Origin of the sequence: Epilithonimonas zeae, assembly GCF_900141765.1 — a bacterium.
Classification (GTDB): domain Bacteria; phylum Bacteroidota; class Bacteroidia; order Flavobacteriales; family Weeksellaceae; genus Epilithonimonas; species Epilithonimonas zeae.
In genome coordinates this window covers 226608-240341 of the sequence record NZ_FSRK01000001.1, presented here as the reverse complement: position 1 = coordinate 240341, position 13734 = coordinate 226608, and the positions used below count along the sequence as shown (strand labels likewise).

The 13734-nt window shown below is 36.7% G+C and carries 11 protein-coding genes; 7 read left to right on the top strand and 4 right to left on the bottom strand.

Annotation, left to right across the window (positions count from 1 at the left end; translation table 11 throughout):
• Window positions 1–20 precede the first annotated feature (20 nt).
• Together BUR19_RS01070 and BUR19_RS01065 are read left to right on the top strand one after the other, a co-directional pair.
• The gene (locus BUR19_RS01070; RefSeq protein WP_074233086.1) at window positions 21–608 is read left to right on the top strand and encodes a DUF1572 domain-containing protein; all 588 of its coding nucleotides are present in this window, start codon (window positions 21–23) and stop codon (window positions 606–608) included.
• A gap of 2 nt (window positions 609–610) precedes the next feature.
• A complete protein-coding gene (locus BUR19_RS01065; protein ID WP_074233085.1) occupies window positions 611–1732 on the top strand; it encodes an NAD(P)/FAD-dependent oxidoreductase in 1122 nt (373 codons plus the stop codon).
• 101 nt (window positions 1733–1833) lie between these two features.
• Here BUR19_RS01065 and BUR19_RS01060 read toward each other — a convergent pair whose 3' ends face one another.
• From BUR19_RS01060 to BUR19_RS01045, 4 genes are all read right to left on the bottom strand, one after another.
• Entirely contained in the window at window positions 1834–2493 is a 660-nt protein-coding gene (locus BUR19_RS01060) for a TrmH family RNA methyltransferase (RefSeq protein WP_074235499.1), read from the bottom strand.
• A gap of 187 nt (window positions 2494–2680) precedes the next feature.
• Window positions 2681–4468: a membrane protein insertase YidC gene (gene yidC, locus BUR19_RS01055; RefSeq protein WP_074233084.1), complete on the bottom strand. Its 1788-nt coding sequence runs from the start codon at window positions 4466–4468 to the stop codon at window positions 2681–2683.
• A 169-nt stretch (window positions 4469–4637) separates the two neighbouring features.
• Window positions 4638–6251: a CTP synthase gene (locus BUR19_RS01050; protein WP_074233083.1), complete on the bottom strand. Its 1614-nt coding sequence runs from the start codon at window positions 6249–6251 to the stop codon at window positions 4638–4640.
• Between the two features lie 326 nt (window positions 6252–6577).
• A complete protein-coding gene (locus tag BUR19_RS01045) occupies window positions 6578–8575 on the bottom strand; it encodes a GEVED domain-containing protein (RefSeq protein ID WP_083600617.1) in 1998 nt (665 codons plus the stop codon).
• A gap of 255 nt (window positions 8576–8830) precedes the next feature.
• On the opposite strand from BUR19_RS01045, the gene BUR19_RS01040 reads away from it, so the two are divergent.
• The 5 genes from BUR19_RS01040 to namA all read left to right on the top strand — a co-directional run bounded on the left by BUR19_RS01040 (window position 8831) and on the right by namA (window position 13733).
• A complete protein-coding gene (locus BUR19_RS01040) occupies window positions 8831–10399 on the top strand; it encodes a helix-turn-helix domain-containing protein (protein ID WP_074233081.1) in 1569 nt (522 codons plus the stop codon).
• A complete protein-coding gene (locus BUR19_RS01035) occupies window positions 10396–11517 on the top strand; it encodes a tetratricopeptide repeat protein (protein ID WP_074233080.1) in 1122 nt (373 codons plus the stop codon). The genes BUR19_RS01040 and BUR19_RS01035 overlap by 4 nt, the downstream gene beginning before the upstream one ends.
• A 3-nt stretch (window positions 11518–11520) precedes the next feature.
• Complete coding sequence (locus BUR19_RS01030; RefSeq protein ID WP_074233079.1) at window positions 11521–11976, top strand: DUF1569 domain-containing protein; 456 nt, start codon at window positions 11521–11523, stop codon at window positions 11974–11976.
• 225 nt (window positions 11977–12201) lie between these two features.
• Window positions 12202–12675: a hypothetical protein gene (locus BUR19_RS01025; protein ID WP_139297237.1), complete on the top strand. Its 474-nt coding sequence runs from the start codon at window positions 12202–12204 to the stop codon at window positions 12673–12675.
• Entirely contained in the window at window positions 12672–13733 is a 1062-nt protein-coding gene (gene namA, locus BUR19_RS01020; protein WP_074233077.1) for an NADPH dehydrogenase NamA, read from the top strand. Before BUR19_RS01025 ends, namA begins: the two co-directional genes overlap by 4 nt.
• Window position 13734: the final 1 nt, after the last annotated feature.

Genomic DNA, 13734 nt, shown 5'->3' with positions numbered 1-13734 from the left:
TATTAAGAAAAATTTTCAAAATGAAAGACTTATTCATCAAGCGATTTCTGTATTACAAAGAATTGGGTGACAAATCATTTGCCCAACTTTCTGATGAACAATTGTTCTGGCAGTACAACGAGGAAAGCAATTCTATAGCAGTTATCATTAATCACATTGCCGGAAATATGCTGTCCCGATGGACTAATTTCTTAACCGAAGATGGCGAAAAAGATTGGCGAAACCGAGATTCTGAATTTGTTGATTCTTTCAAAACAAAAGCTGAAGTTCTGGCGTATTGGGAAAAAGGTTGGAGCTGTCTTTTCGAAGCTTTGAGCCAAATCACAAATGAAAATATCAACTCTACAATCTATATCAGAGGCGAAGCTCATTCGGTTTTGGATGCAGTTTTTCGTCAATTAGCGCATTATCCTTATCACATCGGACAGATTGTTTATATTGCCAAAATGATGAAAAATAATGATTGGAAAACGCTTTCTATTGCCAGAAACAAGTCGGCAGATTTTAATCAGGAGATGCATTCAAAATTTGATTCGAATCAGGAAAATTCTTCGCCAGTTTACTTTGCGAAAAGTGATGAAGTGAGAGATGATTATAAATCTGAGTAACTATGAAACCAGCCAATTCAAGCATTTGGGAAACCGAAACTTTTTACAGAAAACGTGACATTACAATCATCGGTTCGGGATTTACCGGACTTTGGGCAGCTATTTCCATCAAAGAAAAACACCCTGAAAAATCGGTTTTGATTATTGAAAGAAATTCTGTTCCAACTGGCGCTTCGACTCGGAATGCTGGTTTTGCCTGCTTCGGAAGTGTGACAGAGATTATTTCTGATTCCGAAAAAATGGGTTGGAAAAAAACTTTGGATTTGGTAAAAATGCGATTCGAAGGTTTGCAGAAAATCCAGAATTATTTTTCTAAAGATGAAATTGATTTTGATTTGTGTGGCGGTTATGAAATTCTGAATGACAAATCAGCTTTAGAGAAACTGAGTGAAGTCAATGAAAGATTGGCCTCAATCACAAAAACGGAGAATACTTTCAGAATTGCGAATGAAAAAAATGAAGAATTTGGATTGGGAAAATCTGATTTTTTGGTTGAAAATCTTTGTGAAGGAAGTTTACATTCGGGAAAGTTATTGACAAAGCTTTTAGAAAAATGTCACGAACTGAAAGTTGAATTTCTATTCGGAACCGAAGTAGAATCCGTTTCAGAAACTGATAATGAAATCGAAATTAAAATTGATGATAATCTTATTCTAAAATCTGATAAGGCCATCTACTGTACGAATGCTTTCAGTTCCAAATTTTTAGAATCTGAGGAAATCATTCCCGCAAGAGGACAAATTATTTTAACAGAACCAATCAAAAATCTTAAACTGAAAGGCACATTTCATTATGATGAAGGTTTCTATTATTTCCGAAATCTGGGAAACCGAATTCTACTTGGAGGCGCAAGAAATCAGGATTTTGAAACTGAGAGAACAACCAATTTTGAAACAACAGATTTTCTACAAAATCATCTGGAACAATTTTTAAAAGAAGTGATTCTCCCGAATCAAGATTTTAAAATCGAAATGCGCTGGTCCGGAATTATGGCAATGGGAAATGAAAAAACACCGATTGTAAAACAAATCTCCGAAAGACAGTTTTGTGCCGTAAGACTTTCTGGAATGGGTGTTGCGCTGGCTCCGAAGATTGGAGAGATTGTTTGTGAGTTGATTTACTAATTTTTTGAACGCAAAGTCCACAAAGTTTTTTTCACCAATATTGAAAATATTTTAAGTTCGCAAAGACGTAAAACTCATCAAAGAAATACAAAGGGTATAAATTAAGAATTCTCTTTGAGATACTTCTCCAAAATCATATCTCCACTCGGAATCGAATTTTTCGCCCAGCGTATTTTCATCTGGAGTAATTTTTCTTCGGACAATTTATAGTCGATATTAGATTTCAAAAGTTTTTGTTTGAGCTCGTACATACAAATTGCCGCAGCTACAGAAACATTGAAACTTCTGGTAAAGCCAAACATTGGGATTGCTAAAGTCTCATCTGCAAAATCTAACAATTCATCCGTTGTTCCCTCCCATTCTGTTCCGAAGACCAAAGCTATTGGTTCTTCGATTTTATAATCTGGTAGCATTTTTGCGTTATTTTCGGCAGAAACCGCTACGATTTTATAACCTCGATTTTTTATATTTTGTAGAGATTCTATTGTTCTTGGCATTTTCTCCACCTCAACCCAAGTATCAGCGCCTTTTGTGACTTTTAGATTTGGTTCAAAGAAATTCTCTTTTTCCAGCGCAACCACTTTATGAAATCCACAAGCTTCTACGGAACGAACAATTGCAGCAGCATTTCGGAATTGGTAAATATCTTCCATTACCGGCAGAACAAAATCAGAACTTTCTTTGGAATAATGTTCGATTTTTTGGAAACGTTCTGGCGTTAAGAATTGCTGGAGATATTCGTAAGTGGATTCTAGATTCAAGGTTTTGGATTTAAAATTTGATGGTTGCAAATTTCGGGATTTTTTGAAAGAAATTAACAAAAATATTTCTCACTGATTTTACAAATTAAGCAGATTACTCTTCTAAAATTTCTTCTGCCAAATCTGTTTAATCTGCGAGAGATTATATATTCATAAAAAAAGCGGTAAAAATTACCGCCTTTAATATTTATTTCTTTTTGTTTCTAGCTTGCTCCTGCAATTTTTGTTGCTCTTGTGCTTTCTCCATCATCTCTCTCATTCTCTTTTGGAAAGTCCCTTCTTTTTTCGGCTCTTTCTTTTTGTTCTCCTGAATCTGAGCGTGGATTTTTTTCTCATCAAGGATAAAATACTTGATGACCAAGATAATCACAATGTTAATTGCATTCGATACAAAATAGTACCAAGATAGACCAGACGCAGAACTATTTAAGAAGAATAGGAATGTGATTGGGAAGATATACATCAAGACCTTCATATTCGGCATTCCTTCTTGTTGTGGCTGCTGAATGTTTCCTGAAGTCATAATGGTGTAAATCAAAATCACAACCGTACAAGCCAAAGCAAATACACTTAAGTGATTTCCTAACAACGGAATGTTGGTTCCCCAACTGATGATATCATCATAAGCGGTCAAATCCGGTACGAACCAGAAGCTTTTTCCTCTAAGGTCCAACATATTCGGGAAGAAACGGAATAGTGCATAGAACAACGGAATCTGAACCAACGCCGGTAGACAGCCCGCCATTTGATTCACGCCGGCCTTTCGATAAACAGCCATTGTTTCCTGTTGTTTTTTCATTGGGTCAGCATCTTTGAATTTGGCATTAACCTCATCAATCTCCGGACGAATCACCTTCATCATCGCACTTAGCTTGTGCTGTTTGAACATTACCGGAGACAAAATCAATTTAACGATAATTGTCATCCAGAAAATTGCCCAACCTGCTGCAATTCCCCATCCTGAAATCAAATTGTACAATGGAATAAACACATATCTGTTCAATGAACCGATAAATGACCAGCCTAACGGAAGAATCTCATCAAAGTTCTTGTCATAAGATTTCAATAATTCGATATCCAAAGGCATAAAATACCAAGTGAAATCCTGATTCAACTCGTTTCCAGCCAAGTTGACCTGGCCATCGTAATTGAATTTCTTCAAATATTCGCCTTCTGGAATAGCTTCCTGAAAACCTTTGGATTTTGTGAATCCGTTTTTAGCCTCGATAACTGCTGAGAAAAACTGTTGCTTGATACCAATCCAGTTAAGCGTTTCATCTGGCTCATCCATATCAGAACGAGCGTCATAATCGTAATCTTTATAATTGTTGAACGCATATGCAAACTCTGTGTGGGTCTCTTCCTGCGAACGTCCTTTTTCTGCGCCTCTTACATTGTAATTCCAAACGAAATTAGCTTTTCCGTCATTCACAACACTACCCAAGCCTTGTGTTTTCACTTGGAAATCAACGGTATATTTTGCTTTAAGTGTATAAATGAACTGGATAACCGCGTTTCCTATTTTGGTATTCAGCGTTACTACATTTCCTGCAACCTGCGGCGCAAAAACTAAATCCTTGGTATTGAAAACTTTACCCGATTTATCAGTAAACTGAAATCCATAACTCGCATTGTTATTATTGAAAAGGTACAATGGTTTTCCACCGAATGCTTCAAATTTATTCAATTTAACAGAACTCAATTGCCCACCAACACTGGAGAATTCCAGAGACAACTCATCATTCTGAAGATTAACTTTCTGAACAGAATTGGGTGTTACCGTAGCTGCATTCAGGTTGGTAGCAGCAGGTTTAGATTTTGTAGTCTGCTCTGTTTTCTTAGCTTCCAGAGCTAATTTTTCTTGTTCGGCCTGTGCATTTCGGTTTTGGAAATAAAACATAAAACCGATAAGAATCATAGAAAAAATACCGAAACTAATCAGTTGTTTTTTGTCTAATCCGTTGTTTTGTTGCATTATAGAATTGAGTTTAAAGTTTAAGGTTTTGAATTTTAATATCCTTCGACAAGCTCAGGATGACATTTCAGAAACCTACATCATTTTGGTCTGCAAAAATAGGTTTTATTTTTCAGATTCCGTTATAAAGACGAATGGCTCAGAGAAATACTTTGAGCCATTCATTAATTTATGATTTATTCTTAACCGTTGCGCTGATAAAAGCTTTGAACAATGGATGCGGCGTTGCCACTGTACTTTTGTATTCTGGGTGATATTGTACACCAACGTAGAAAGGATGGTCTTTCAACTCTAATGTTTCTACCAATTCTGTTTCCGGGTTAAGTCCGGTTGGTGCCAGACCTTTGTCTTCGAAGTCTTTTTTATAGTCACTATTGAACTCATATCTATGACGATGACGTTCCGAAATGGTTTTTGCACCATAAACTTCTGCCAGTTTGGAACCTGTTTTCAAGGCACATTTCCAAGCGCCAAGACGCATTGTTCCGCCTTTATCTACAACATTTTTCTGCTCTTCCATCAAAGAAATCACCGGGTCTGGTGTAGAAGTATCAAACTCCATACTGTTGGCTTTGGTTAATCCCAGAACGTTTCTGGCGAATTCTATCGTCATAATCTGCATTCCCAAGCAAATCCCCAATAATGGAATTTTGTTTTCTCTTGCATATTTTGCAGCCTGGATCTTACCTTCAATCCCTCTGTCTCCGAAGCCTGGTGCAATAAGAATTCCGTCCACGCCTGTCAATAATTTTTCAACGCCTTCTTGTTCGATATCTCCACTGTAAACCCATCTTACCTTCACTTCGGTTTCCATATCAGAACCTGCGTGGATAAAAGCTTCGGCAATAGATTTATAAGAATCCTGAAGCGAAACATATTTTCCAACCAATGCAATTTCCACACTGCGTTTCGGGTTTTTATATTTTTTAAGAAATGTTTTCCAGTCTTTCAGATTGACATCTTTTCCTACTGGAAGATTTAGTTCTTTTAGAACCACCTCGTCAAAATTCTGTTTCTGAAGGTATAATGGAACTTCGTAAATCGTGTCCATATCGATACATTCGATAACATTTTCCAGCCCTACATTACAGAACTGAGCTAGTTTCGAACGTAAATCTTTCGGAATGGTGTGTTCCGTTCTACAAACCAAAACATCTGCCTGAATTCCGCTTTCCATCAATTGACGAACGGAATGCTGAGAAGGTTTTGTTTTCAATTCTCCACTTGAAGATAAATAAGGCAACAATGTCAAATGGATGACCATCGAATTGTTTTTACCTAATTCCCATTGCAACTGGCGAACGCTTTCTATATAAGGTAAGGATTCTATATCGCCTACAGTTCCACCAATTTCTGTGATAATGATATCATAGTCTTTTTTGGAAAGCATTTTTATCCTGCGCTTGATTTCGTTGGTAATGTGCGGAATCACCTGAACGGTTTTCCCAAGAAAATCACCTTTACGTTCCTTTTCAATAACGGTCTGGTAGATTTTTCCGGTTGTAACGTTGTTGTTCTGCGAAGTTGGCGAATCCAGAAAACGCTCGTAATGCCCAAGATCCAGGTCTGTTTCCGCGCCGTCTTCGGTCACATAACATTCGCCGTGTTCGTAAGGATTAAGCGTTCCGGGATCGATATTGATATAGGGGTCAAGTTTTTGGATGGTAACTTTGAAGCCGCGGGATTTTAGCAAAAGTCCCAAAGAAGCGGAAACAATACCCTTACCAAGTGACGATGTTACACCTCCTGTCACAAAGATGTATTTCGTTTCTTTTTTACTCATTAGATTAGGTTTGTGCAAAGTTAAAGCATCTGGGCTTAAAAAACAATTTTAGGGGAACAATTAGGGTTTTGTTAACGAATATTTGTTTAGCAGATTTTTAGGATTTAGCAGATTATTACCGTTGAATTACAGCAGCCGGGCTTGAGTGGAAATCCTTTTTTGCCGGTTCTCAAATTGTATTGAATGGGAACACTTTCTGCAAAAAAGATTGACTACGTCGAACCACTCCGTTAGGTTTGGGAACGGAAGACGGATTAAGCTGCCCCAATAAAAAGAAAACCCACACCAATATTGATGCGGGTTTTTCTCATAATTATGATGAAGATTTATTTTTTGATAACCTTGAACGTTTTTATTTTTCCGTCCTGCGTAGTTGCTTTCACAACATAAGTTCCTGTAATTAATGTTGATAAATCCAACTGAACTTTTGACTCGTTAAGACCTGCGAAGTTTCTTACCAGTTTCCCTTCTATATTGTAAACTGAAACATTGGTTACATCTTTCTCACTAATCAGATTAAGGATATCTTTTACTGGATTTGGATAATAACTCACTGATTTTGAATTAATATCATCCACTCCAAGTGTTTCTTTCACATCCAATGTGTAATCTTCTGCCTGACCGTAACCGTAGATCGAGTTGTCGCAAGGTGTCGTGATAGATGCATCCCAATTCAGCATCACTCTCATTCTTGCTTTACCTACAGTTGCAGTAGAAGGAACAGCGATGTTGCCTGTGATCTGTGCGCCATCCATCCCGTCAGAAGTCATTGCTCCCACTTCGTAGATTTCTCCTGCATCTGTGAATACGCCGTTTTGGTTCCAGTCTACGAAAACTGTCGCATAGTCGTAACCAGTATTGGTATTAGCTTCTATGGCAATTGGATATTCGTTGCCTTGGTAAACTTCCCCAACTTTGTCCAGATAATATTCGTTAGCTTGGCTAGAATATAGGTCTGATGTATTATCGATTCCTGCAAACTGAACTTTTGTAATAGAGTCCACTCCATATTGAGGCGTTGTACTGCAATAAACATCATTAACAATCACTTGGAACGAACATACGTAAACGATTTTTCCATCTGCATCCACCAAGTTGTGAACAACGTTTGTCACACCAATCGGAAACTGAGAACCTGACTCATAACCAGAAACCAGAACTGTCTGTAATCCTGTAGAAGATGATGAACCACAAGTAACCGGCAATGTATAAGTCACAACAGCTGATGTCTGAGATGCGCTTGCAAGAGTTGTTTCAATATTCTCAGGACAAGTGATTGAGCAATCGTTGCTGCTTAACAATAGACCATTAAGATTAATAGCCCAACCTGCTGCAAAAAATGGCGGAATAGAGTTATCAAATCCAGCAATGAAGTTTCCATTTGCAGAAATTCCCATTGCGGTTCCTAATTTACCATCGAAAGTAGTAACTGTAACGTTTTGGCTCGTCAAAATATCTTTTAGGAAAACCGGATTAGAACTCAAAGATGGATGATAGATAATCACTTCTCTGTTTCCGGCATAACCTGCATATCCAACAGCAATTCCATTTTCTGAGATGGATGTAAATGTTGCAGTATCAAAACCTGCAGGAATATTGAACTCTTTATAAACATTGGTATTGATGTCATAGATGAAAGGCTTGTTATCTTTCACACCTACAACTTGCCCAGCGTCATTGATATCAGCCGCTTCTCCGTAACCCAAATCTCCGATGTAATGCACGACTCCATCTGGCGTGTAATAAACCGGAATCCAATAGGTACTTCCGTTGATAGAATATTTGTTGACAAATCCTGACACAATCCCGGAACTGTTAACACCTTCCCCTCTTCCATATTCAAAAGAGCCGTCACCGTCAAATTTTTTAATTGTTCCAGCTTCTGTATCATATAAGTATGCATAGCTCCCAGAAACATCTACAGAAATTTGTCCCGTTACATACTTACTGTTTCCGGAAATAGCATTCGCACTACTGAACCAGCTATTTCCGGGAACATCACCAGGAAAATATCCGATAGCATTCCAAGTTCCATTCTTTTTATAGGCAGCCTGACCAATTTCACTACCATCTTCAGCAGTGAAAGCCATCAATCCGGCAACATCTCCGGCATTGTTCAATCTGTTGGTACCCTCGCCACCTTCTGTAGGAGTTGTGACTCCGGTAGCAAAATCATAATAAGCGCCGGAATGGATTCCCTTTCCGCTGTCATTGATGTCGTAAAGACGAGAACCAAATCCTGTAAGAACTTTGAGTTCAATTTGTTGGGCATTGATTCCTGACACAGTCATCATTCCCATTAAAAACAAGTAAACTTTTTTCATAATAATAGATAAATATTGATAGTAATTTTTCTTCAGTAGTTATTGACTTCTTGTTTCAAAAACTTGTTTACAATGTTATGTATTAATACCATCAATTCCTAAAGTTTACCTTTTTGAATTCGTGAATTTTTAAAGCATTAATTCTAAAAATAGCTGGTTTTCAAATATTTAATAAAACCACAATAACAATGTATTTTTCACTAAAGAATTATTAAAAATCATACAATTCACAAATAAAAAAACTATTTTTGTAGTATGTTCAGGGTATTTTTTTTGTGGTTGATGGTTGTTTCCGGCGTCATTTTGACTTCGGCGCAAAGCAATCCAGAAACATTAAAACTTCTTGACAAAGCTTACCAAAGTCTTTACGAAAATCCTGACAACGCCTTCCAGATTCTTCAGAATATTGATATCAATAAAGAACCCGAACTCATCAAACAACGTGTTCAAATCATCCTATCGAGAGCTTACAATTTCAAAGGCGATTATGCAAAATCCATCGATCAATCTATCGATAATCTGAATAAAAATAGAAATGAAAACAACTCATTCTATTCGGATTTTGCTTTGGCGCAACAATATCAATCGCTCAGGCTTTACAAACAATCTATCAGAATTTCCCAGAACCTTGTTGACAAAGCTTCTAAAATCAAATCTCAGCATTATCCAGAAAATCTTTCAGCTTACATTTTTCAGTTGAATGCTTCAAACTTAATGGTTCAGAAAAAATGGAAAGAAGCGGAAGAAAACCTATATCAAAGTAATGCTGAATTAAAAAACACGAATGAAGATTTCATCATTTCGATAGAAAATCAGATTTATCAAACTTTCATTTATATTTCTCAAAATCAAATTAATAAAGCTGAAAAACTGGTTAATGAGATTCAGAAAAAGCTGGAGAAAACGCCTCAATATGTTTTTCTGAGAGCTTTCAATCTGGATAATTTTGGTAGAATTAATTTTCTGAAAAAAGATTACGTCAAATCAACCGGAAATCTGAATCAGGCTTTAGAATTAATTCAAAATAAAGCTTACGACGCATTAAGATACAGAATCTATGATGATTTGTCTAAAAATTATCTGGCGCTAAAAAACGAAGATCTGTATCAAAAATATTACTCTATATATAAGGAGCAAACCGATAAATTAGACAAAAATAAAAAAGACGCTATCCGAAATCTGGTAAAGCTGAATGAACAATACGAAGCTAAACGAATAGAAAACTCTAACAGCAATTTTGTAAACAATATTCTGATTATTTCAATGGTTTGTTTCATTGGAATTTTGGTGATTATTATTGTCAGTATTTCCGAAAAGAGAAAAGCAAAATCAATCCAGAAGCAAATCGATTTTTATTCCAAACAACATGATTTCATTAAAAAAATTGATAAAAATAAAACTGTTGTTGAACCAAAAGTTGGTAAAATAGATCCAGATATTTCTAAAAAAACGCCACTCATTTCCAAAGAAAAAGAAATGGATATTTTGGCGCGTCTGGAAGAATTTGAAAAATCGGAAAAATTTCTGAACCGCGATATGTCATTGGCAATGCTGGCCGGACAACTGGACACGAATACGAAATATCTGTCCGACGTCATCAACCGATACAAAGAAAAAAATTACAATAATTACATCAACGAACTAAGAATCAATTACATTGCTTATCTTTTAAAAACCGACCCAGCTTATCTTAATTATAAAGTGAGTTATCTGGCGGAGAAAGCAGGTTTCTCATCGCACAGTGCATTCACAACAGTTTTCAAATCCGTAACTGGTATTTCGCCAAACACTTACATCCAGCAATTGACTCAGAATAAACAATGAAACGCTTCATTTTCATATTAATTATTTTCTCATTTACCGGAATTTTCAAATCCCAGTACAACGAGCAATTGTATAAAAAGGCACTTTCGGACATTTATCAAAATCCTGATAACTCTCAGAAAATGGCTCAGGAAATGCTGAAAAATGAGAAAAACCCGGACAATCTCATTAAACTTTACAAACTGATATCCCATTCCTATATCTCAAAAAGAGATTTTGACAAATCGCTGGATTGGGTTCTGAAGATGAAGGAACTAAGTAAAAATGTAACAAATCCCGAACAAAAAGTAAAAATCCTAAATGCTACGTCTATACAATATCAGCAGATGGGGCTCAACAGCAAGACTTTGGAAATTCTGGACGAATCTTATCAAATTTGCAGTCAACTTCCGGATGGGAAATTCAGGACTTATTATCTTGGTCTCAATTCTGCGTTAAGAGGTTTGGTCTATAAATCTCAAGACAACAACGAGCTGGCCTTGGAAAAACTGCTCATCGGCTTGGAGTATGTAAAAAAAGTTGGAAATTATGATAATGCGATCGCGAACTCCAGTGTTTTCCTTTACAATATTGGCTATTGTTATTTTTATTTGAAGAGATATAGCGAGGCAGAAAAATATTTCAAAAAGTCTGCTGAAGTTGCCAAATCTGTTCAAGCAGAGAGTTTGGAGGCTTTTGCCTACAAAGGTTTGTCTGAGAATTTCACGGCTTTGGGAAAACATCAGGAAGCCATAGACCTTTTGAAAAAATCGGTCAATCTGTCCAAAAAAGTCGGCGATTTGGTCTTGAGCGAAGGGATTTACAAAGGTTTTTCTGACAATTATCTCGCACTTCAAGATTGGAACAATTATGAAGTGTACAACAAACTGTACATCGAAACCAAATTTGCCAGAGAACAAAGCGAGCTCGCTTCTCTCAACAAAAGCATCGATGTCCAGAATCAGGAAAACAACAAAAAAATCGAGGAACAAAAGAACAGATTGAGAATCATAAGCGCCATTATTATTTTAATTTCTTCAATCTTATTTATTTGGTTTCTTCTTAAATTTATCAAGCACAAAAAGCGCAACCAATTATTATTAGAAAAGCTCAATCAAATTAATAAAATCACGACCTAAACTATGAAGAATATATTCGACCAAGCAGACACCAGTCATTTTATCAAGAGAATCAACGCACTCACGGAAGACTCTTTCCCGAAATGGGGCGTGATGTCCGTGGACAAAATGTTGGCGCACTGCAACGTAACTTACGAACTCATCTATGAAACCGAAAAACATAAAAAGCCTGGCGCTATTACCAAATGGATTCTTAAGCAATTTGTAAAATCAAAGGTCGTGAGCGAAACGCCTTATAAACATAACTCTCCTACTTCGGCAATGTTTGTTATTACAGATAACAAAATATTTGAAGAAGAGAGAAAAAGAATTATCGGTTTCATCCAGAAAACCCAACAATTGGGTGCAGACGCTTTTGAAGGCAAAGAAAGTTTCAACTTCGGAAAACTCACAGCCATCGAATGGAATAATATGATGTCCAAACATCTCGACCACCATTTGACACAATTTGGAGTTTAATAATTTAGTTCACTGATTGATCGGATTTTGCAGCTTCATTTCTATCTGCTTGATCAAAACAATCTGCGAGACACTAAATATTTTTTATTGGGGCAACTTATCCGCCTTCCGCTCCCAATCTTTTTTGCATACGATTTCACATTGACATAGAATTTGGAGGTTGGCAAAAAAGGATTTCCGCTCAAGTCGGGTTGCGAGTAATTCAATGTTTTAAAATTTATGGTTATGAAAAAACTTTTCTTTCTTTTAATTCTTGTTTTTGGGATTATTCATTCCAAGGCTCAAACCGAAAGTCTTATTATGAATAATACCGAATCTTATATCGGAACAATTGATGATAAAACAAAAATAAAAGTGGGATTTTATTCAGTTTTTCTGGACAAAGATTCTCCCGAAACCTATAAAGTAAAAGGCTATTCTGATGTCGAAGGAACTAAATCCAACTTCAGCGGAACAATTATTCTAAATATTGAAAGAACAAAAAAATCTCCGAAAGGCAATTTGAAAATTTACGATTTCAAATTTTCTGAAGAAGGAACAGGCAAACACAATGGAACTTTTTCTGGTGATATGCTTTCTTTAAGTTTAGGAAAATTAGCGTTCATAGGTTTTGAGGGCAATTGGGAAAACTATGAACAATCTTTGAAATTCCCTGTTTACTTTGACAACAGCAATAAAATATATAATTTAAAAAAATGAAACTTTTCACTCCTATAACATTCAGAAATGTAGAACTGAAAAACCGAATCGTAATGTCGCCAATGTGTATGTATTCCGCAGAAGAAGGTGTAGCGAATGATTTCCACTTCGTTCATTACGGAAGCCGAGCTCAAGGTGGCGCTGGCCTTATTGTAGTAGAAGCAACTGGCGTTGAACCTCGCGGTAGAATCTCGGATAAATGCCTTGGAATCTGGAATGACGAACAAGTTTTGGCTTTGCAAAAAATCGTTGACTTTGTTCATGAGAATTCAGAAAGTAAAATCGGAATTCAGTTGGCTCACGCTGGACGAAAGGGTTCTGTTTCCGCTGAAACCAATCGACAAATGAGCTTGGAAGAAGGCTGGGAAACCATTGCGCCAAGTCCAATTCCGTTTCATCATTCCGAAAGAATTCCCCACGAATTATCTGTTGACGAAATCAAAACTTTGGTAGAAGATTTCCGAAAAGCAGCGAAAAGAGCAGTTGAAGTTGGATTTGATGTTTTGGAAATTCACGGTGCGCACGGTTATTTGATTCATCAATTTCTATCGCCACTTTCCAATACAAGGACTGATGAATATGGTGGAAATCCTGAAAACAGAGCAAGATTCTTAATGGAAATTGTAGATGCCGTTAATTCTGAAATTACAGAAAACCAAGCGCTTTTCGTAAGAATCTCCGGAACCGAATATGCGGAAAATGGATGGGAAATCTCCGATAGTGTAGAATTATCAAAAGCTTTGAAAGCTAAGAATGTAGATTTGGTAGATGTTTCCAGCGGTGGTAATATCAATGGTGTAACCATTCCTTTGAGACCAGGTTACCAAGTTCCGTTAGCAGAAGATGTGAAAAAGAATTCGGATGTCAAAACCGGAGCTGTTGGTCTTATCACGTCAGCGGAACAAGCGGAAGAAATTTTACAAAACGGACAAGGAGATTTAATTTTCCTGGCTAGAGAAATTCTGAGAAATCCTTATTTCGCAGTTCAGTCTTCTTGGAAAAATGGCGATGATTGTTTTTATCCGCATCAATATTTGAGAGCGAAACCAACAAAATAAA